Below are 19,932 nucleotides of genomic sequence, written 5' to 3' on the forward strand. Positions count from 1 at the left end.
CCCGGCATGGCTCAGTACGTCGCCATCATCGAGGACGCCGGCCCGGACGACGCCGTCAGCTTGTGGTTTCCGGACCTGCCCGGCTGCATTTCCGGCGGCGACGATGTCGACGAAGCCCTGGAGAGTGCGCCCGAGGCGCTCGCCTTCTATGCGCAGGAGCTGATCGCGGACGGTCAGCAGCTTCCCCCGCCGCGGACATTGGACGGGCTCAGGGCCGACCCTGAATTTGCCGACGACCTGGGGAAACACACGGCCGTCCTGATCGAATGGCCGCCCCGCGAAGACGCCGAGGAGTGAGGACCGTTCGCCGCACCGGCGCAACTCTCGACCGTTCCGGGGTGAACAGCCCTTGACCATCGCGAACTTCCCCGTATCAGATGCGCCCATGGTCCGGGGCTCCATCACACTGATCTTGCTGGCATTGGGGATGCCGTCGCTTGCGGCGGCAGAGACCATGAGCTTTGGCGATTCGATCGGGCTTTTGGCCAAGAGCTGCGGGGCGGAAATCGTCGCCAATTGCCGCGGCGTCAATCCGGACTCGACCCGCCTGAAGGAATGCCTGTCGCGCAACCGCGACGTGCTGTCCCAGCAGTGCCAGAGCGACTATCTCGGCGCCTTCGATGCCATCCAGAAGCGCGTCGCCGCGCGCGTCACCGTGGCGAACGCCTGCCAGCGCGAGATCGTCAAGGTCTGCGGCGGCTCGACCAAGGAGACCAGCAAGTCGATCCCCTGCCTGGTCTCGACGCCCAAGGGCATCAGCAACAACTGCCTGAAGGCCGTCGACGACGCGGGGTATCGCTGATGCGTGCGCGCAGAATTGCCATCACGCTTGGTATGACTTTTGGCTTTGCCCTGCTCGCGGGCGCAACAGGCGCGCAGACCACGCCACCAACCCGCGACGACATCGTCGGCAAGCTCAACCATTTCGAACAGGCCGCCGAGGTCGACCTTCCCGCGCTGAAGACGCAGGTGATGGAGCGCGCCAAGGCCAGGATCAAGAACGATCCCGGTCCGGTGAACCGTCCGCCGATCGCGCCTGATCTGGCCAACCTGCCCACCTTCACCACGCAGATCCAGTTCGACGCCGACACGCCGATCATCCAGCCGGCCTCCTACCAGACCGTCGGCCGCATCGCGGACGCGCTGGTTCATGCCTCGCTGCTGCCCTACACGTTCCTGATCGTCGGCCATGTCGAATCCAACACCAAGACGCGCGAGGCCAACGCGATCCTGAGCCAGCGCCGGGCCGACGCGATCCGCGACGTGCTGGTGAACACGTTCAAGATCTCGACGAAGCGACTGCATCCGATCGGCCTCGGCGAGGAGCAGTTTCTCGACCGCGCCAAGCCGACCTCTGCCGTCAACGGCCAGCTGCAGATCGCAACCTTTGCCAAGGTGCCCGAGGAGGCGCCTGCGCATCCGGCTGCGGCACCTGCGCCTGCGGCGAAAAAACCTGCCAGGAAGCACTGACCGAACACACCTCGGCGTCTGGCGGAACCCTTTGAAGTTCTGACCGTTTTGTGACCTGTCTCACAGCGCGACAGCACGGTTTCGCGCGACACTCGCGCCGGTTTGTGCACTGCCCTATCCAGTGCTATAGCCACTGTTCGTCCTTCCCGCCCCCACGCTGCACGAGACCGAGATGGCTGGCTATTTCCAACGCCAACTGGCCGATTACGTCGAATATCATCGCGATCCCTGGAACTGCGCGATGCACGTGGTCGGCATCCTCCTGCTCTTCACCGGCGCCGTGCTGCCGCTGACCCTCGTGCATTTCTCCGTCTTCGGGGTCGAGGTGAGCCTGGCGGTGATTTTGGCCCTGCCGGTGCTGGTCTACTGGCTGATGCTGGACGCCGGGATTGGCCTCGGCATCCTCGCGGCGATGATCGTGCTGCTTTCGGTCGCAACCGCGATCGGCAATCAGGTCTCGCTTGTCATGATGTGGTCGATTTTTGCGGTGCTGATCGGGTTCGGCGTCGCATCGCAGATCGTCGGCCACAGGGTTTTCGAGGAACGGCAGCCGTCGATGGTGGACCATCCCACGCATTTCCTGCTTGGACCGATGTTTGTCATGGCAAAATTATTCATTGCACTGGGCTTCCGTCGCGACCTTGCCGCGATTTTGGCGCCTGTTCCGACCAATTCCCTTTCAACCCGATAGCTCCAGAAGCGAAACAGCAAACCTTCTTCATGGCTCTCGTACTGGTTACCGGTGGCAGCGGTTTCATCGGACATCATCTCGTAGAAGCGCTCCGCGCCCGTGGGCAGCGGGTACGCGTTCTCGATGTCCGTTCCCCGGCCGCGGCCAATGCCGACGTTGAATATGTCCACGGCTCGGTGCTGGACGCTGCTGCGGTCGAGGCCGCGCTGGGCGGCGTCGATCAGGTCTATCACCTCGCCGGCCTGCCCGGCATGTGGGTCGCCAACAAGCAGGACTTTCACGACGTCAATTGCCACGGCACCGAAGTGGTGCTCGCCGCCGCGATGAAGCGCGGCGTGTCGCGCTTCCTGCACTGCTCGACGGAATCGATCCTGTTCCCCTATTCGGACCTGGGCGGCGCTGCCGCCGAGGAAGCGCTGCAGCCGGCCGACGCGATGCCGGGCGCCTATACGCGGTCGAAATCACTCGCCGAGCATTTTGCGGCGAAGGCTGCGGCCGCGGGCTTCCCTCTGGTGATCGGCACACCGACCATGCCGATCGGTGCGGCCGACCACAATCTGACGCCGCCGACGGCGATGCTCTGGTACTTCCTCCAGAAGAAGGTGCAGCCGCATCTCAACTTCCTGGTCAATCTCGTGGACGTCCGCGACGTCGCGATGGGGCTGGTGCTGACCATGGAGCGCGGCCGCATCGGCCAGCGCTATATCCTCGGCGGCGACTGCGTGCCGCTCGGCAACATCTTGCGGATGATGTCGGCGATGAGTGGCCGCCGGCAGTTCCCGGTCGTCGTGCCCGGCAGGATCGCCGAGTTCTCCGCGATCATGCTCGAATACATCTCTGACAACATCACGCGGCGGCCGCCGAATGGCACCGCCGAGGGCGTGCGCATTGCGCTCGCCGCGAGCGATCTTTCGATCGGCAAGGCCCGTAACGAGCTCGGCTATTCGCCGCGCCCGATCGAACCCGTGCTGCGCGAAACCATCACCCACCTGCTCGCCCGCAACGGCCAGCAGCCCTCCGGCGCCATCGAGCATCACGCGCTGTCCTCGCGCGCGAGCTAAAGCCGCCGCCCAACGCAAAGAACCTTCATGTCCTTCGATTTCAGCAAGCTTCTCTCTGTCGCCTGGGGCGGCTGGACCACGACCTGGCCGACTGAAGTCCTGGCCCTGATCTGGCTCGCCTTTCTCGCCAGCTGGATGGGCGCCTCATTCTGGCAGGGGCGGACCAAGAAGCAGGTCATGACACTGGAGTCGCAGCGCTATCGTCTGCCGATCCTGGTCGGCGGCATCCTGTACACGCCTTGGATTGCGGAGATCCTGGGTTGGAAGCCGCTCTGGGTGCTCGGCAACACCGGCATCACCATTGCCGCCGTCCTCTCGGTCGCCGGCATCGCCTTCGCCTGGTGGGGCCGGCTGCATCTCGGAAAGTTCTGGTCCAACACCATCACCCACAAGGAAGATCACCGCGTCATCGACACCGGCCCCTATGGCATCGTGCGCCACCCGATCTACACCGGGCTGATCTTCGGCATGCTGGTGACCGGCGTTGCGATCGGCCTGGTGACGACGATCCTCGGCGCCATCCTGATCTCGCTCGGCATGTGGCAGAAGGGCCGGATGGAAGAGGTGTTCCTGTCGAAGGAGCTCGGCGAGGACGCGTATGGCGCGTACTGCCGCCGCGTGCCGATGATCATTCCGTTTTTGTCGCCGCGGTGACGCGGGCTACGCCCACCACTTTCTCGCGCAACATTTGCTGCCAATTCTGTCATCCTTCGAGGGCCGCTGAAGCAGCGGCCACCATAGGATGGCGGGGATGGCTTGGCGCGCTTGGAATAGTCCGCCAGGAACAGCCTTCGCACCTCTCTCCATGCAAATTTGATCGGCAGCCATTCCGCGGGAATAGACCTCCATCGCGTTCCCCAGCGGTTGACCTTTTTACCGCCAACCCGTTGGATGCGCGCGCAACGAGGCACGACGACATTCATCGTGGATCTGGAGAGGTCGACGATCAGGCCTGAGCCCGCGCGGGGCTTTGGGCGATCCGTTGGACTGTGCCTCAAGGGTTCGACAGGGGCTTCTCATGACGTTTTCCAGCATCTTCGCGCAGTTCGTCGCAATCCTCGGCGGCATCGCGCTGCAATGGCGGAAGCTGACGGGCACCGAGTTCGCGCCGGCCTGGGGCCAGTCGCCGGCCATTCCCGAAGCGAAGCCCCAAGGCGCGATCCCGACCTTGAAGATGCCGACCGCCCGCGGCTGGAGCGAGGGGCAGAAGCCGACCGCCGCGCCCGGGCTTAAGGTCAACGCGTTCGCAACCAATCTCGACCATCCGCGCTGGATCGAGGTGCTGCCCAACGGCGACGTGCTGATCGCGGAGGCGACACAGATCGCAGGCGCGCCGAGAAGCGTCTTTCACTATGCGATGCAGGCGACGATGCGGCGTGCCGCGGCGCTCGGCGTTTCTGCCAACCGCATCACGCTGCTGCGCGACAAGGACGGCGACGGCGTTGCCGAAGTGCGCGGCGCCTTCATGGAAAACCTCAGCCAGCCGTTCGGCATGGCGCTGATCGGCGACACCTTCTACGTCGGCAACACCGATGGCGTGATGGCTTTCCCTTACGTCGCCAATGCCGACAGCATCACCGCACCGGGCAAGCGGCTCACGACTTTCAAGCCGAGCGGGCATTGGACGCGTAGCCTGCTCGCCAGCCCCGACGGCAAAAAACTCTATGCCGGTGTCGGCTCGCTCAGCAACATCGCCGAGATGGGCATGGAGGTCGAGGAAGGCCGCGCCGCGGTCTACGAGCTCGACCTCGTCGCCGGCACGCATCGCATTTTTGGCGCCGGCCTGCGCAATCCGGTTGGTCTTGCCTGGGAGCCGACGACCGGCGTGCTCTGGACTGTCGTCAACGAGCGCGACGGCCTTGGCGACGAGACGCCGCCGGACTATCTCACCTCGGTGCGCGACGGCGGCTTCTACGGCTGGCCCTATTGCTACTGGGGCAAGACGGTGGACGACCGCGTGCCGCAGGATCCGGCGATGGTCGCGAAGGCGATTCAACCGGATTACGCGCTCGGCGGCCACACCGCCTCGCTCGGCCTGTGCTGGATGCCCGCAGGGACCCTGCCCGGTTTCCCCGACGGCATGGTGATCGGCCAGCATGGCTCGTGGAATCGCAGCACGCTATCCGGCTACAAGCTGGTGTTCATTCCGTTCGAGAACGGAAAGCCCTCGGGCCCGGCGCGCGACATCCTGTCGGGCTTCCTCGCGCCGGACGAGAAGGAATCCTACGGCCGCCCCGTCGGCGTCGTGATCGGCCCCGACAAAAAGTCGCTGCTGATGGCCGACGACGTCGGCAACGTGATCTGGCGCGTCACGGGGGCGTAATAATAAGAAATGTGCTGGAATCGCCACGAGCGATCTCATATGCATTCCGTCATCCTGAGGTGCGAGGCATGGGACGCAGCGCGTCCCATGGGGAGCCTCGAAGGATGAACGGCCACGATGCAGCCGGGCCGTCGCCCTTCGAGGCTCGCCGAAGAGGCGAGCACCTCAGGGTGACGGTGATAGAGCGCGCCGCCGTCTGGCCATAGAGCCTCAACCCATCACGTCCCCACGCACAGCGTGGCACGCTGCTTCCTCAGCAGCGCGATCACGGACAGAGCGGTGATCATCCCGGTCTTGGGATTTTCGGACGGGATGTTCTCGATGCCCATCGAGAACCGCGCCGAATCCGCCTCGACCTCGATGCGATGCACATTGCGCGTCACGGTCGGATCGGCCCAGACCTGCATCTGGGTGCGATCGGGCCCGATGCCCGCCAGCGACAGCGCAACCGCGACATTGACGTTCGCCGGAAAACCCTTCGCCGCTTCGCGCGCGCTGCCCTCGAACAGCTTTAGCGGCTCGCGCAGATTGTCGATGTCGATGTTGTTCTCGACGATGAAGGGCGCGCCCTTCAGGCCGTCGATCGGCTTGCGCGTCACCATCTTCACCGAGTGGATGGTGCCGACCACGGCGGCGTTGACGGCATCGAGCCCGATCAGTGCGCCGGTCGGGACGAGGATGCGGCCGCCATTGGTACGGGCGAGATCGACGAGATCAAAATTGTCGAGCAGCCCGCCGACGCTGACCACGACCGCGGCCCTGCCGCGCTTCACAGCAGGCTCGACGATCGCGCGCAGCTGGCTGCTAGGAGCGCATTCGACGACGATATCAGCGGCGTCGCCGAGCTGGTCGATGGCCAGGATTTGCGGCGGACGGCGCAGGCCGCTCAGGAACGCCTGATGTTTTGCGGGATCGCGCACGGCGATGGCAGACAGTGTCAGCCCCTCGACGCCCTGATCGAGCGCGGCTGCGATCTTGCTGCCGATCGAGCCCAGCCCTGCGATGGCCACCCGCAATTCGTTCTGAGCGTTCTGATCCGTCATCGTATCCCACCGTTTGTCCAAGCCAGTGTCATAGCCGCTCACGCCTCCCGCGCATAGCTGCGCAGGCGCCCCTCGAGCACCGCCAGCATGGCATCGCGGGCCGGATCGCGCGAGCCGCGCAGCCAGGCCGCGGCGAGCGGCAGCCGGCCGACCGGGCCGATTTGTTTCGGCCGCAGCGGCACGAAGCGAACACCTGTCACCGCCATGCGCGTGGTCCAGCGCGGGACGATCGCGACCCCGAGCTTTGTTGCCACCAGATGGATGATGGTCTGCTTCTCGTCGGCGACCTGCACGATGCGCGGCGTGAGGCCGGCCTGCTCGAACAGTTTTATGGTGAGGTCGTGGCTGTGTGGACGTGAGCGGCGGTCCGGCACCAGCATCGCCTCATCCGCAATCTGCGCCAGCGTGATCGACTTGCGTTCGGCCAGCGCATGCCGCTGCGGGAACGCCACGATGGCGGTCTCCTGGAGCAGGTCGCGGAATTCGAGCCGCTTGTCCGGCTGGACCGGCGGACGGACGAAGGCGAGATCGAGCGCGCCGGTGAGGATCTTCGGCAGCAGCCGCACCGTCTTGTCTTCGAGCAGCTGCACCGCGATGTCAGGATGCTTGTCGCGGAAATCGCGCAGCAGCGGCGGCAACAGGCCCGCGGCTGCGCTGTCGATGGCGCCGACCCGAAGCCGTCGCGCGGCCCCCGCACGCGAGCGGCTGCGCAAATTGCTCTCGACCGCCTCGACGCGGGCGAGGATAGCGCGGGCGTCGCGCAGCAGCGTCGCACCGTCTTCCGTCAGTGAGACCGCGCGCGTGGTGCGCGCGAACAGCCGCGTGCCCAGATCCTCTTCCAATAACCTGATCTGCCGGCCGAGCGCGGACGGCAGCATCTGCAGCTGCTGCGCCGCATGGCCGAAATGCAGCTGTTCGGCCGCCGCCACGAAGCATCGCAACTGATGCAATTCCATCCAAGGTCCTCACATCTCGCCCAGGTCATGCCCGGGCATCCACGTTCTTCGTGCCGTACCGCAAGGCGTGGATGGCCGGGTCAAGCCCGGCCATGACGTCTTGGCGGCCTTCGAGGATTATATCATTTTTTTGTATAAACCAGCGCCAATTGAGTATGCCGCCTGCCCCCGCCTAGGCTTGCCGCCTCACAACAACAAGCTGGTGTTCCAGGGGAGGCGAGGATGGCGAGCGAGATTCAGACGCGCGTGCTGCGCAAGATCACCTGGCGCATCGTTCCCTTCATCATGCTGCTGTACTTCGTGGCCTTCATCGACCGCGTCAACATCGGCTTCGCCTCGCTGACGATGAACAAGGACATCGGCCTGTCGCCGACCGTCTACGGGTTCGGCGCCGGCATCTTCTTCTGGGGCTATTTCCTGTTCGAGGTGCCCTCCAACATCATCCTGCACAAGGTCGGCGCGCGGATATGGATCGCACGCGTGATGATCACCTGGGGCCTCGTCTCGGCCGCGATGGCGTTCGTGCAGGGCGCAACCAGCTTCTACATCCTGCGCTTCCTGCTCGGCGTTGCCGAAGCCGGCTTCTTTCCCGGCATCATCCTCTATCTCTCCTACTGGTTCCCGGCGCGCCAGCGCGCCGCGGTGACGGCGCTGTTCATGGCAGCCGCTCCGCTCTCGACCGTGCTGGGCTCACCGATATCAGGCGCACTCCTGGAAATGGACGGCCTGTTCGGCTTCAAGGGCTGGCAGTGGCTGTTCGTGCTGGAGGCGCTGCCCGCCGTGCTGCTCGGCTTTGTCGTGCTGGCATTCCTGACCGATCGGCCGGAGAAAGCGAAATGGCTCGCGGATGACGAACGCCGCTGGCTGGTCGAAACCATGAATGACGAGACCACCAGCAAGGCCGCGACCGCGAGCCACAGCATCTGGCGCGGGCTTGCCGATCCGCGCGTGCTGGCGCTGTCGCTGATCTATTTCGGCACCTGGGCCGGGCTCTACACGCTCGGCGTCTGGGCGCCGCAGATCATCAAGCAGTTCGGCCTGTCCTCGCTTCAGGTCGGCTTCCTCAACGCACTGCCGGCAACCGCCGCTGTCGTCGCCATGATCCTGTGGGCGCGGCATTCGGACCGTACCGGCGAGCGCACCTGGCACGTCGTGTGGGCCTGCCTGATCGCTGCCATAGGCCTCGCCTATGCCGGGCTTGCGAGCGGCGTGGTCGCCGTGCTGGTCGCGCTGGCGCTCGTGAACATCGGCATCTCCTCGGCAAAACCGCCGCTCTGGAGCATGCCGACGCTGTTCCTGTCCGGCCCTGCGGCTGCAGCCGGCATCGCCACCATCAATTCGATCGGCAATCTCGGCGGCTTCGTCGGTCCCGCCATGATCGGCTGGATCAAGGACCAGACCGGCAGTTTTGTCGGCGGACTCTATTTCGTCAGCGGCCTGCTGGTTCTCTCGGCGGTCCTGACCCTGCTATTGTCGCGCGCGCAGACCGCGCCCGTCGAACCCGTCCCGCAATCCCGCTAATCTCTCTCACGGAGCACTTCCATGCGCACCCATTCGATCGCAGCCATTCCCGCCGACGGCATCGGCCCCGAGGTGATCTCGGCCGGAATCCGCGTGCTGGAGGCGCTGGCAAAGCGCAGCGGCGACATCGCCTTCAACGTCAAAACCTTCGACTGGGGTTCGGACTATTACAAGAAGCACGGCGTGATGATGCCGGCCGACGGCCTTGCCGAGCTGAAGAAGTTCGACGCGATCTATTTCGGCGCCGTCGGCGCGCCCGACGTGCCCGACCACATCACGCTGTGGGGCCTGCGCCTGCCGATCTGCCAGGGCTTTGACCAATACGCCAATGTGCGGCCGACCAAGATCTTGCCGGGCGTGGCCTCGCCGCTGCGCAATGTCGGAATCGGCGATCTCGACTGGGTAATCGTGCGCGAGAATTCGGAAGGCGAATATGCCGGCATGGGCGGCCGCGCGCACAGGGGCCTGCCGGAAGAGGTCGGCACTGAAGTCGCGGTGTTCACCCGCGTCGGCGTCACCCGCATCATGCGCTACGCGTTCCAGCTGGCGCAGTCGCGGCCGCGCAAATTCCTCACCGTCGTGACCAAGTCGAACGCGCAGCGCCATGGCATGGTGATGTGGGACGAGATCGCGGCCGAAGTCGCCGGCGAATTCCCTGATGTGACCTGGGACAAGATGCTGGTCGACGCGATGACGGTGCGCATGACGCTGCATCCGAAGAGCCTCGACACCATCGTTGCGACCAACCTCCACGCCGACATCCTCTCCGATCTCGCCGGCGCACTGGCCGGCAGCCTCGGCGTCGCGCCGACCGGCAACATCGATCCGCAGCGCCGCTTCCCCTCGATGTTCGAGCCGATCCACGGCTCGGCCTTCGACATCACCGGCAAAGGCATCGCCAACCCGGTCGCGACGTTCTGGACGGGCGCGCAGATGCTCGAGCATCTCGGCGAGAAGGACGCGGCAATGCGGCTGATGGCGGCGGTCGAGCGCGTCTGCGCCGCAGGCGTGCTGACACCCGATGTCGGCGGCAAGGCGACGACGAAGGAAGTCACGGACGCCGTGATCGAAGCGATCCACGGGTCGAATGTCTAGGGCTCAAACGAGCCACTAGCCGTCGCTCCCCGTTTCCGGAGAGGGGGTTCAAAAATTTTTGGACCCCCTCTTGAAACCAAAACGGAGTTTTTATATTTTTTTGCTGCCGCCGAGAGGTGGCATTCCCGACGCCTGAGGGGTCGGGAAAGGTTGAGACGGGCACCGGTCGTGTCCGGTGCCGCTCGTATCCATTTTGCTCTTTGGAGGATCTGGCTATGCGCACTTACGACTTCTCTCCCCTGTGGCGTTCGACCATCGGCTTCGACCGCCTCTTCGACCTCGTGGAGACGGCACAGCGTGCCGGCGAGGACAATTACCCGCCCTACAACATCGAACGCGTCAGCGAGGATCGCTACCAGATTTCGCTTGCGATCGCGGGCTTTTCACCAAACGAGATCTCGGTGACGGCCGAGCAGAACGCGGTGATCGTCGAGGGCAACAAGGCGGACAAGGCCGAACGCGAATATCTCTACCGGGGCATTTCCGCGCGGCCCTTCAAGCGGCAATTCAATCTGGCCGACTATGTTCAGGTGCAGAGTGCCGCGTTCGAGAACGGTCTGCTCAAGATCGAGCTGATCCGGGAAATTCCTGAAGCCATGAAACCGCGGCGAATTGCCATCAATGGCGCGCCGTCCGGCACCGTGCATCAACTCGAGGGCAAGGCCGCCTGATTTTCTCTTGTCGGAGACCTGGTGATCCCGCCCGCTTGTCAGGCGGGATCGACCATTGCCTTCGATCGCGCTCACGAATGCAAACCAGAGGTTTTATCGAAAGGAGAAGGAGAGAGACCTCATGATCGATCATGCTGACAACATCATCGACCTGAAAGCGATACTGCACCCCGGCTCTGTCTACGATCATCCCCGCGACGTCGTCGCGGATCCCGCTCTGTCGATCGGCGAGAAGCGGGCAATCCTAGCGTCCTGGGCTTCGGACGCTGCCAGCATTGCTTCGAACCCGGCGTTGAGGGAACTACCGGGCTCGAACAAGCCCGTCACCATCGACGAAATTCTGGAGGCACTTGCGACTCTCGACCACCATCCGAAGGGGCCTCCGGGTGGCAAGCCGGTCCGCAGGAGATCCGTCTCGCGAACCGATCTCGCCGCCTAGACGACGATTGCCAAACGGGATCACGACGATGATGGATGAAAAGCTGGCCCTGTTGCGCGCGCACCGCAACAACATCAGCCGCTATCGGCGGCTGCTCAAGACCGAACTGACCGAGTTCGAGCGGCAATTCATTGAAAAGCGCTTGGCCGAGGAACGTTCCGCGATCGAGCAGCTCGCCGGCTCCACCTTTCCACTCGCATTTGAAACTCCAAACCGGGCGGTCGAGAACGCATCCGCGTTCATGACAGCAAGCAGCCACGGCTAATTGAAATGTCCGACAACTTCCCGACGTTCGAAGTTTTCTTGAAAAGGTACGGCCGAAGGACATGGCGATGGCGTGTTTGCACGACGGAAGGACGCCTGGTCATGCACGGGTCCGAAAATGCCCGACCCGCGGCCAAATACGCGGCTGAAAGGGCGTTGTTTCAAATGCTTCTGACCGCGCCCTACCGACCGGCGAGCCATGCTTCCGCCATGGCTCGCTCCAATCTGTCGACACCTGCATCGAGATGGCTGCCCCGGCATCAGATGCGCGAATGACAAGACGAGGCCCGGGATGGCGTCAGGCGATGCCGGTCCCGGCCATGTCCGCTCGTGACCGCTTACCGCCGCGGCGCGGGCGCCGCCATCGCAGCCGCCGGCGCGGGCGGCGTCAAATGGCGCGGGACGATGATGGTTTGGCCGGGGGTGAGCTGCGCGTTCTCCGCCAGCGAATTGCTCTGCGCGAGCGTCCACAGCGGCACGCGATTGGCGGCTGCGATGCTCTCCATGGTGTCGCCGGCACGCACCGGCACCCGCACGCCGCTGTCCCACAATTCGACCAGCGTATCGCCCGGGACGAGATAGCGCAGCGGCACGGAATCGCCCTGGGCCTGCGGCTGAATGCGCGGCAACTGCGTCACCATCTCGATGATCTGGCGGTGGATGTCGTCCGACTTCTCGATGTTGATGTGAGAGACGCGGCTGTTCTCTTTCAAATCGTAGCTCGCATAATGGCCACGATAGCCCGGCAACGCCACCACATTGCCCCCACCGAGCACGCTATCGGAGAGGAAGATGTTGATGAAGCGCTCGACATTGAGCGGCACGTCATCGGTCGCGTGCGCGGGATCGATGGTGATGACGAGGCTGATCGGGATGTTTTCCTTGGCCGCCATCTCGGAGATGATGACCGAGCACAACCCGCCCATGGAATGACCGATCAGCACGATCGGCGCCGGCGTTTCCTTGTAGCTGGCGATGGCGCGATCGCCGATCCACCGGCAGATGGTGAATTCGTTGACGTCGGCCGAGAAGCCGGCCTTCGTCAGCTTCTCTTCAAGCCGGTCCATGCCGGTCGAGAAAAACGGGCCCATGGCGCCGCGGAACAGGTAGATCTTTGGCGGCGGCAGTGGCTCGACGGGAGCAGGAGGCGGCGGCGCGGTGGCCGTCGTCGCCGCGCGCTTCGACTTGGCAGGCGAGGCAACGGCCATGCCGGTGTCTAGGGCGAGCAGCGCAACCACTGCCAGCGCGACGACTCGCCTTGGATCAAGCATCAGTTCAGCAGTCCCACCACGGGAGGCCGCAGCCTCCCCACGGGGGCTTAGTGACCACCGATTGGGTGGATTTTGGGGCACGGAACCGGCCGACGACACCCCGTCGGTCGGGGCCCGCAGTCTCTTCCCGCGGCAGCCCGGCATCAACTGAACGGAACCCATGGCTGGGCTTCGCAGGCATCGAGGATCACCGAGATCTGGAGTCCCTTGTAGGCATCATCGTCGAAAAAGACCGAATAGGCGGGGCGTCTGCCGGCTGACGGCCCACGCTGCCTCAGGCAGACGAAATACGATCCCGGCCCGTGGTCGGTAGGGCGGACGGCGGTTGTCTCCAGTTCCCCGGTCAGCTTGGCCTCGGCGGCCCCTTTCTTGACGCCCTCCTGCACCGCCTTGGTGCTCGGTGCGCGCGGAGGCTGGTAGGCCGGAGGCAGATTCGCGCTCGACGCACACCCCGCCAGCAACAGCGTCAGCACGGCCGACAAGGCCGCCAGAGACGGGCGGCCGAAGGCGGACCTTCGAGGGAGGCGCCGTGCCAACTGATATCGTAGATACATCACTTACCCTCGGTGTCGCGCAGCCGCGTCACTGCGTCAGCGTCTGCTCCGAATTCACCTCGGGCGCCGGCGCCGGGGCCGGACCGCTGGTCGGGGTCTCCTTTGCGCCGGAATCCGTCCAGGCCGGCGGCAGGCCGAGCCCCTGCCCCGCGAAGCCGGTGATGCCGGGAAATCGTCCGAACGCTTCGCAGGCGACATATTTCGGCGCGCCGCCGAATCGCACGGGAATGCTGTCCATTGGCGGCAGCGCAGGCATACCGCCGAACGGCGACTCCCCGGTCGTGACCAGCTTGGCGAAGTCGGCGCCGAAATCGGCGGCGAGATCGTAGGCATCGCCTTCGTTGGAGACCCGGGCAGAGTTCGAGATGGAATTGGCGTTGCGCGCCCACACCATCGCCGCCTTCTGAAATCCGGCGAAGTCGCGCGCTTCCGCCTCGACCGACAGTCCGCCGAGCCCGACCGGAAGCCGCGGCACCGGCACGGGCACCGCGGGAAGGACAACGGTCTTGGCAATCGACAGCGCCTTCGATGCGCCGGAGGCGGTCGGGCTGGTCGGCGTCGCATGTGTCACCGTCGCCTGCACCGTGAGGTCGGCATCCTCATCGGCGGACACGATGCGGAAGCGCTCGCTCAGACGAAGACACAGCTCGCGGCTGATGGCGTTCGCGACCAGGCGCCGCTCCTTTTCAGTCAAGGGGACATCGGCCCGCGCGGGAAAGATGGTCGACGCGATCCGGATCGTCTTCGCCGCCAGCAAATCCTTCTTGTTCACCCGGATCTGCGATCGCGTCACCAGTCCGTTCGCGTCCGACATCCGGTCGTAGCTTTGAAGCGAGCCGGCGCGTTCAAGCGGTGCGGCCGCGCAGCCACCGAGGGCCAGCGCGAAGCTCATCAGGGCCGTCCGAGGAAAGCGCATTGTCCCATTCCCACAGGGGCGGCTTATTCGAGAGATCGCTCTCAGCCCCCATCCATCACCTTAAATAGATGGAACTCTCTAATTTTGATTTTCTCGTGACGAAACGTTGCTAGAATGTTGCTGGGAGATGGGAGACGCGCGCATTGAGGAAAGTCGACCCCGTCAAGCATGAGCAGAAGCGCGGCGAGATCCTCGGCGCAGCGATCCGCTGCTTCATCAAAGACGGTTTTCGCGGCGCCAGCACGACTGACATCTGCACTGAGGCCGGCATCAGTCCCGGCCACCTCTACCACTACTTCCCGAGCAAGGAGGCGATCATCGAGGCGATGATCGATCTGGGTCTTGCACATGCGGCGGAGCGGTTTGGAAAGATTATCGAGGCCGACGACGTCATCGAGGCGCTGCTCGTCGATATCGAGGACAACAGCCTGCGGTTTCGGCCCGCCCAACTTCTCAATCTGGATGGCCTCGCGGAAGCCGCCCGTAATCCCGAATTCGCAAAGATCATCGAACGGCACACCGCGGCAGTCCGCCGCATGTGGAGCGATTTTCTGCGCCGGGCGCAAGAGCAAGGACGGGTGGATTCAGGCCTCGATCCGGACGCAACGGCGAACATCCTGATCGCGCTCATCGACGGATCCCGCGCAATGCCGATCCGCAATCCCAAGCTGGATATCAGGCAGAGCGCGGAGCATCTGAGGACGATGCTCGTCCGCTTCCTGAGCCCGCCGGAAGCGCAGAGCGCAGCGAGCAAGCCGCGCCATCAAAGGCCCAGCCGTCCCCTCAAGCTGGTCAGGAAGCGATAGGATGACCGTGCTTGGACAAGCCGCTTCGCCCAGTCAGGCCCGAGCCGCCGCCATCGCGGCTTTTGGATCGGCCGGAGTCGACGCGGTTGTTACACGGCGATGTGAACCGCCCTGCTCCACCCCTCGAAAGAAGCGCCTTGACTTAAGAGCGCATGCTCCTATTTTGCCGATATAGGAGCATATGCTCTCATATGAACGAAGGAGCGCTATCGTGAGCGAGTCAACCATTCTGGTGAGCGGTGCAACCGGACGCACCGGAGGAGCCGCCGTCGACGAACTGCTCAAGATGGGCAAGAAGGTGCGCGCCTATGTGCGCTCGGACGGCGAACGGGCGGCTGCGCTGAGACAGCGTGGCGTCGACATCGCCATCGGCGATTTCACCGAAATCGACGCCATTCGCGCGGCCATGGAAGGCATTCAATCCGCCTATTTCCTTCATCCGATCTCGCCGGGAATCATCGGCGCGGCTGCCTATTTCGCCCAGGCTGCGAAGGAAGCCGGCGTCACCGCAATCGTGAACATGTCGCAGATTTCGGCACGCAGGGAATCGGCAAGCCGTGCGGCACAGGACCACTGGGTCTCGGAGCAGGTGTTCGACTGGTCGGGTGTCGCGACCACGCACCTGCGTCCCACCTTCTTTGCGGATTGGCTGGTCTATCCGCATTGGGGCAAGGAGATCTGGGCCAGCAAGAAGATCGAATTTCCGTTTGAGAACGGACGCCACGCGCCGATCGCCAGTGACGATCAGGGGCGCGTCATCGCCCACCTCCTGGCCAAGCCGCAAGGTCACGAAGGCAAGATCTATCCGCTGCACGGCCCAGTGGAGATGAACCACACCGAGATCGCAGCAGCGATGAGCGAAGTGCTCGGCGCCAGGATCGAGTACGCGCCGACCTCGATCGCAATGTTCAAGGAGAAGATGGAGAAGCTCTACAAGTTTCCTTCATTCCTTGTGCAGCACCTGGTCGAGGTCGCCCAGAATTATCGCGACGGCATTTTCTCGGGCACCAACGATGCCGTCGAGAAGATCACAGGAACGCCGCCTCTCTCGGTCCAGCAATTCATCGCGCAGAACCGCGCCGTGTTCGCCTGAGCACGATCAAAGCCAACATGGGGGTTGAAAATGTCCCACCCACGACCCGAGCGTCACCCGTTTCTGGATGATCTGACCGCTGATGCCGAACTGGTCAGCTCCGTGCTGCGCGGCCCCGTCACCGGACGCGACGACATCCGTCGCGTCGTCGACGCCGTCGGAACCTTCTACGCGTCGCAAACACCGACCTTTGTGCAGAATGTCGGCTCGCGGCTGTTTCTCGAATACGAGGCCGTTCTCAACGGCGGAGAGAAGCTGAGCGCGGCCGTCATCGTCGACCACGGTCCCGACGGCTCGGTGCCGCGCGTCAGCGTGCGCATGAGCCCGCTTGGCGCGGTGCTGTCCCTTGCCACTGGTCTGCGCGAGCGGCTTTCGAACCAGTTGCCGGAACGTCTTTTTCTCTGAACTGAAAGTGGGCCAGCGCCGGGAGCAAGCCTCGCTGGCACCGAAATCTGGAAAGGTAGACTGTCATGGATATCAAGAACGCAACCGTCTTCATCACTGGTGCCAATCGCGGCCTGGGCCTGGCCTTTGCGCGCGAGGCACGTCGCCGCGGAGCTGCGAAAGTCTACGCGGGCATGCGCAAAAGGGACGGCTTCAATGAGCCTGGCATCATCCCGGTCAAGATCGACGTCACCGATCCGGCATCGATCGCTGCAGCCGCAGAACTCGCTGACGATACGACGTTGCTCGTCAATAATGCCGGCATCGCCGCCCTGATCGACAGCCCCCTGTCAGCCGACGTCGCGACACAATCGGCTCGCATGTTCGATACCAATTATTACGGCGTCGTGCGCGTCACGCAGGCCTTCGAGCCGATCTTGTCGAAGAAGCCGAGCGCCGCGATCATCAACGTGCTGTCCGACATCGTCTGGCTGCCGCGTCCGATCCTGGCGCCCTATGCGGCGTCAAAGGCTGCGGCATGGAGCTATACCAACCAGCTTCGCTTTCATCTGCGCGAGCGCGGCGTCCAGGTTCTCGGCCTGCATGTCGGGTTCGTGGATACCGACCTGACCAACGGCATTGACGTGCCGAAAGCGAGCCCCGAAGACGTAGTGCGCCAGACCTATGACGCCCTCACCGCCGGCAAGAGCGAGGTGATGGCCGACAAGGGGACGGTGGTGCTGAAGGGTACGCTTGCGGCTGAAGAGCCCGGCTATATCACCCCACCACAAGGGTTTTGAGAATATCGTTGCGCCCGCGCTACGCCTATATTCGGCGGCGCGGGCCGACGATGGAAATGGGAAGGACAAGAGATGTTGCCGGTGAGCAAGCCTCTGGGACTAGATCAATGCAACTGCTCCGCGATGAGGAAGGCCAACCGGCAGATCTCGCGTTTCTACGATGCTCATCTCGAGCCCGCGGGCCTGCGCATCACGCAATTCCTGACCTTGTCGGCCCTGAACGAACTCGGCAGCGCCGCTGTCAATGCGCTCGCCGAGCGGCTCGACATCGAACGGACCGCGATGGGCAAGATGGTCGGCTTTCTCGAGCGTGATGGCCTCGCCCGAATCCGTCCCTCCCCCACCGATGGAAGAAGCCGCCTCATCGAGCTCACCGATGCGGGGCGGCGTCTTCACGACAAGGCCGCCCCGCTTTGGCAGCGCGCACAGCGCGAATTCGAAGAGCTGAACGGCGCGAAAAACGTTGCCGTGCTGCGGGGCGCCCTGCGGGACATGGTCGTCGGCGACATGAAGCCGGACTCATCCGAGGACTGAGCGCCGCGACCCGATGGCCTGCCGCCGCGCGTTAGTTGCGCCGCGTCTTCAAGGGACCGATCATCGCCGCCGGCGGTTTTGAGCGCGACAGCGGCGATGCCGACCTCGTCGCCTTCGGCCGGCACTTCGCTGCCAACCCGATCTCGTCGAGCGCCTCCGCCGCAACCTCGCAGTCAGCCCACACGATCGCGACACGTTCTACGGCCCGGGTCTCGCCATCATGACCGCCGCCGCGTCCTTAGAGGGGCGAAATCCGGTTCAGCAATTCGAGCAGCGTCCGCTGCTCGGTCTCGGTGAGCGGAGCCAGCATTCGCTCGTTATAAGGCTCCGTCAGCCTCGCCCCCTCGGCAATGAGCTTTGCGCCCTTTGGCGTCAGCATGAGCTCGACGGCGCGACGATCGGACTTCGAGCGATTGCGCTTGATGAAGCCGGACGATTCCAGTTCGTTCAGGATCTTGATCAGGTTCGGCAGACGCAGCCGGAGCAGGCTGGCGAGGCTGCTCGGCGGCACGCCGGGATTGTCGCGAATGACGGCGAAAATCGCATAGGTCGCGGGCGTCAGGCCCAATGCGGCGAATTCCTCGTAGAAGCCCTCGAAGAACTTCAGCTGCGCGAGCCGCAGCATGAAGCCGGGTGTCCGTTGAAGTGCACGCAGATCCAGCGGTTTCTCCGGTTGCTGAGCGGATTTCGCTCCGGGTCTAACGCGTTTCGAGCTCATGATTCTCACCTTCCGGAGGGGAAAAATACGACGAATTGACACTCTCAAAAATAGATATAAAATATAACTATTATTTAGCGGCACCAAGACCGCCCACGGGAGGGACACAATGAACAGCAAATTCCTGCATAAATTGTGCATTTCGGCCTTGATGCTGGCCGCGGCACCGGCATTCGCCCAGGACACGGTGAAGATCGGCATCCTCAACGACCAGTCTGGGCCGTTCGCGAGCTATCAGGGCATCGGTTCGGTCGTCGCCGCAAAAATGGCGGTCGAAGATTTTGGCGGAAAGGCCGCCGGCAAGCCTGTCGAGGTCGTCGCAGCCGATCACCAGAACAAGACCGACATCGGGATTGGCATTGCCCGGCGCTGGTACGAGAACGACGGCGTCGACGCGATCTTCGACATCCCCAACTCGTCGATCGCGCTTGCGGTGGCCGGCATGAGCGCCGAGAAGAACAAGGTCTTCGTCGGATCGGGCGCAGGAACGGTGCTGCTGACCGGCGAAAAATGCACGCCGAACACCGTGCACTGGACCTACGACACCTATGCCTACGGGCGCGGCCTCGGCAAGGCGATCGTCCAGCAGGGCGGCAAGAAGTGGTTCTTCATCACCGCCGACTACGCCTTCGGACATGACCTGGAGAAACAGGCGGCGGAGGCCGTGAAGGCGTCCGGCGGCGAAGTGCTCGGCAGCGTGCGGCATCCGCTGGGAACGGCCGACTACGCCTCGTTCCTGCTCCAGGCCCAGGCTTCGGGCGCGAACGTCGTCGGCTTCGCCAATGCCGGCGACGATACCATCACGTCGATGAAGCAAGCCGCCGAGTTCGGCCTGACCAAGGACCACAAGCTGGTCGGATTGATCCTCGGCATGAACGGGCTTCCCGCGCTCGGGCTGAAGTTCGCGCAAGGCGCGCAGATCATGAACCCGTTCTACTGGGATCTGAACGACGGCACGCGGGCTTTCGCCAAGCGGTTCGCCGAACGCATTCCGTCGAAGGCCTATCCGAACGACATGCAGGCCGGCGTCTATGCCTCGGTCATTCACTATCTCAAGGCGGTCGACAAGGTCGGCAGTGCCAAGGACGGCAAGGCGACGGTCGCGGCGATGAAGGAGATGCCGACCGACGATCCGCTGTTCGGCAAGGGCTACATCCGCAAGGACGGGCGCAAGATCCATCCGCTTTACCTCTTGCAGGTCAAGGCGCCGGAGGAGTCGCATTCGGCCTGGGATCTGCTGAAGGTCGTCGGCACGATCAAGGGAGAAGATGCGTTCCGGCCGGAGAGCGAAGGCAAGTGTCCGCTCTCCAGTCAATAAGTGC

The 19,932-nt window shown here is 63.9% G+C and carries 25 protein-coding genes; 19 read left to right on the forward strand and 6 right to left on the reverse strand.

Translation table 11 applies throughout. The features are described 5' to 3' along the window. Positions 1–6: 6 nt before the first annotated feature. From B5V03_RS22345 to B5V03_RS22375, 7 genes are all read left to right on the forward strand, one after another. Positions 7–297, forward strand: a complete 291-nt coding sequence (locus B5V03_RS22345; RefSeq protein WP_129272549.1) for a type II toxin-antitoxin system HicB family antitoxin — start codon at positions 7–9, stop codon at positions 295–297. An 88-nt stretch (positions 298–385) separates the two neighbouring features. Then, the gene (locus B5V03_RS22350) at positions 386–802 is read left to right on the forward strand and encodes a hypothetical protein (RefSeq protein WP_063921531.1); all 417 of its coding nucleotides are present in this window, start codon (positions 386–388) and stop codon (positions 800–802) included. Then, entirely contained in the window at positions 802–1,470 is a 669-nt protein-coding gene (locus tag B5V03_RS22355) for an OmpA family protein (protein WP_129272550.1), read from the forward strand. Before B5V03_RS22350 ends, B5V03_RS22355 begins: the two co-directional genes overlap by 1 nt. 172 nt (positions 1,471–1,642) lie before the next feature. Beyond that, positions 1,643–2,161: a DUF962 domain-containing protein gene (locus tag B5V03_RS22360; protein WP_129272551.1), complete on the forward strand. Its 519-nt coding sequence runs from the start codon at positions 1,643–1,645 to the stop codon at positions 2,159–2,161. A 29-nt stretch (positions 2,162–2,190) separates the two neighbouring features. Then, on the forward strand, positions 2,191–3,222 hold the full coding sequence (locus tag B5V03_RS22365; protein WP_129272552.1) for an NAD-dependent epimerase/dehydratase family protein: 1,032 nt from the start codon (positions 2,191–2,193) through the stop codon (positions 3,220–3,222). Positions 3,223–3,249: 27 nt separating this feature from the next. Next, complete coding sequence (locus tag B5V03_RS22370) at positions 3,250–3,876, forward strand: methyltransferase family protein (RefSeq protein WP_129272553.1); 627 nt, start codon at positions 3,250–3,252, stop codon at positions 3,874–3,876. 364 nt (positions 3,877–4,240) lie between these two features. Next, the gene (locus tag B5V03_RS22375; protein WP_129272554.1) at positions 4,241–5,545 is read left to right on the forward strand and encodes a PQQ-dependent sugar dehydrogenase; all 1,305 of its coding nucleotides are present in this window, start codon (positions 4,241–4,243) and stop codon (positions 5,543–5,545) included. 218 nt (positions 5,546–5,763) lie between these two features. On the opposite strand, the gene B5V03_RS22380 is transcribed toward B5V03_RS22375, so the two are convergent. Together B5V03_RS22380 and B5V03_RS22385 are read right to left on the reverse strand one after the other, a co-directional pair. Next, positions 5,764–6,588 (reverse strand): aspartate dehydrogenase, encoded by an 825-nt coding sequence (locus B5V03_RS22380; protein ID WP_164988200.1) that lies wholly within the window; start codon positions 6,586–6,588, stop codon positions 5,764–5,766. A 38-nt stretch (positions 6,589–6,626) separates the two neighbouring features. Further along, entirely contained in the window at positions 6,627–7,544 is a 918-nt protein-coding gene (locus B5V03_RS22385) for a LysR family transcriptional regulator (RefSeq protein WP_129272556.1), read from the reverse strand. 222 nt (positions 7,545–7,766) lie between these two features. On the opposite strand from B5V03_RS22385, the gene B5V03_RS22390 reads away from it, so the two are divergent. The 5 genes from B5V03_RS22390 to B5V03_RS22410 all read left to right on the forward strand — a co-directional run bounded on the left by B5V03_RS22390 (position 7,767) and on the right by B5V03_RS22410 (position 11,535). Beyond that, on the forward strand, positions 7,767–9,065 hold the full coding sequence (locus B5V03_RS22390; RefSeq protein WP_129272557.1) for an MFS transporter: 1,299 nt from the start codon (positions 7,767–7,769) through the stop codon (positions 9,063–9,065). A gap of 21 nt (positions 9,066–9,086) precedes the next feature. Continuing rightward, positions 9,087–10,160 (forward strand): tartrate dehydrogenase, encoded by a 1,074-nt coding sequence (locus B5V03_RS22395; RefSeq protein WP_129272558.1) that lies wholly within the window; start codon positions 9,087–9,089, stop codon positions 10,158–10,160. Positions 10,161–10,375: 215 nt separating this feature from the next. Beyond that, positions 10,376–10,831 (forward strand): small heat shock protein HspD, encoded by a 456-nt coding sequence (hspD, locus tag B5V03_RS22400; protein WP_129272559.1) that lies wholly within the window; start codon positions 10,376–10,378, stop codon positions 10,829–10,831. Between the two features lie 121 nt (positions 10,832–10,952). After that, complete coding sequence (locus tag B5V03_RS22405; protein ID WP_129272560.1) at positions 10,953–11,270, forward strand: hypothetical protein; 318 nt, start codon at positions 10,953–10,955, stop codon at positions 11,268–11,270. Between the two features lie 28 nt (positions 11,271–11,298). Further along, positions 11,299–11,535 (forward strand): hypothetical protein, encoded by a 237-nt coding sequence (locus tag B5V03_RS22410; protein WP_129272561.1) that lies wholly within the window; start codon positions 11,299–11,301, stop codon positions 11,533–11,535. Between the two features lie 337 nt (positions 11,536–11,872). On the opposite strand, the gene B5V03_RS22420 is transcribed toward B5V03_RS22410, so the two are convergent. The 3 genes from B5V03_RS22420 to B5V03_RS22430 all read right to left on the reverse strand — a co-directional run bounded on the left by B5V03_RS22420 (position 11,873) and on the right by B5V03_RS22430 (position 14,251). After that, positions 11,873–12,805, reverse strand: a complete 933-nt coding sequence (locus B5V03_RS22420; protein ID WP_164988201.1) for a LysM peptidoglycan-binding domain-containing protein — start codon at positions 12,803–12,805, stop codon at positions 11,873–11,875. Between the two features lie 143 nt (positions 12,806–12,948). Continuing rightward, positions 12,949–13,278: a hypothetical protein gene (locus B5V03_RS22425; protein WP_245502297.1), complete on the reverse strand. Its 330-nt coding sequence runs from the start codon at positions 13,276–13,278 to the stop codon at positions 12,949–12,951. Between the two features lie 109 nt (positions 13,279–13,387). Beyond that, positions 13,388–14,251, reverse strand: coding sequence for a DUF3313 domain-containing protein (locus B5V03_RS22430; protein WP_129272563.1), 864 nt, complete (start codon positions 14,249–14,251; stop codon positions 13,388–13,390). 167 nt (positions 14,252–14,418) lie between these two features. On the opposite strand from B5V03_RS22430, the gene B5V03_RS22435 reads away from it, so the two are divergent. The 6 genes from B5V03_RS22435 to B5V03_RS22460 all read left to right on the forward strand — a co-directional run bounded on the left by B5V03_RS22435 (position 14,419) and on the right by B5V03_RS22460 (position 18,116). After that, positions 14,419–15,081, forward strand: coding sequence for a TetR/AcrR family transcriptional regulator (locus B5V03_RS22435; RefSeq protein ID WP_129272564.1), 663 nt, complete (start codon positions 14,419–14,421; stop codon positions 15,079–15,081). Positions 15,082–15,292: 211 nt separating this feature from the next. Continuing rightward, a complete protein-coding gene (locus B5V03_RS22440) occupies positions 15,293–16,174 on the forward strand; it encodes an NmrA family NAD(P)-binding protein (protein WP_129272565.1) in 882 nt (293 codons plus the stop codon). Positions 16,175–16,204: 30 nt separating this feature from the next. Next, positions 16,205–16,579: a hypothetical protein gene (locus B5V03_RS22445; RefSeq protein WP_129272566.1), complete on the forward strand. Its 375-nt coding sequence runs from the start codon at positions 16,205–16,207 to the stop codon at positions 16,577–16,579. A 65-nt stretch (positions 16,580–16,644) separates the two neighbouring features. Further along, on the forward strand, positions 16,645–17,358 hold the full coding sequence (locus tag B5V03_RS22450) for an SDR family oxidoreductase (protein WP_129272567.1): 714 nt from the start codon (positions 16,645–16,647) through the stop codon (positions 17,356–17,358). 123 nt (positions 17,359–17,481) lie between these two features. Then, positions 17,482–17,892: a MarR family winged helix-turn-helix transcriptional regulator gene (locus B5V03_RS22455; protein ID WP_283811543.1), complete on the forward strand. Its 411-nt coding sequence runs from the start codon at positions 17,482–17,484 to the stop codon at positions 17,890–17,892. A gap of 35 nt (positions 17,893–17,927) precedes the next feature. Next, positions 17,928–18,116, forward strand: a complete 189-nt coding sequence (locus B5V03_RS22460) for a hypothetical protein (RefSeq protein ID WP_129272569.1) — start codon at positions 17,928–17,930, stop codon at positions 18,114–18,116. Positions 18,117–18,130: 14 nt separating this feature from the next. Here B5V03_RS22460 and B5V03_RS22465 read toward each other — a convergent pair whose 3' ends face one another. Further along, positions 18,131–18,610: a MarR family winged helix-turn-helix transcriptional regulator gene (locus B5V03_RS22465; protein ID WP_129272570.1), complete on the reverse strand. Its 480-nt coding sequence runs from the start codon at positions 18,608–18,610 to the stop codon at positions 18,131–18,133. Positions 18,611–18,719: 109 nt separating this feature from the next. Here B5V03_RS22465 and B5V03_RS22470 point away from each other — a divergent pair, with 109 nt between their 5' ends. Continuing rightward, the gene (locus tag B5V03_RS22470) at positions 18,720–19,928 is read left to right on the forward strand and encodes an ABC transporter substrate-binding protein (protein ID WP_129272571.1); all 1,209 of its coding nucleotides are present in this window, start codon (positions 18,720–18,722) and stop codon (positions 19,926–19,928) included. Positions 19,929–19,932: the final 4 nt, after the last annotated feature.

Origin of the sequence: Bradyrhizobium betae, assembly GCF_004123905.1 — a bacterium.
Taxonomy (GTDB): domain Bacteria; phylum Pseudomonadota; class Alphaproteobacteria; order Rhizobiales; family Xanthobacteraceae; genus Bradyrhizobium; species Bradyrhizobium betae_A.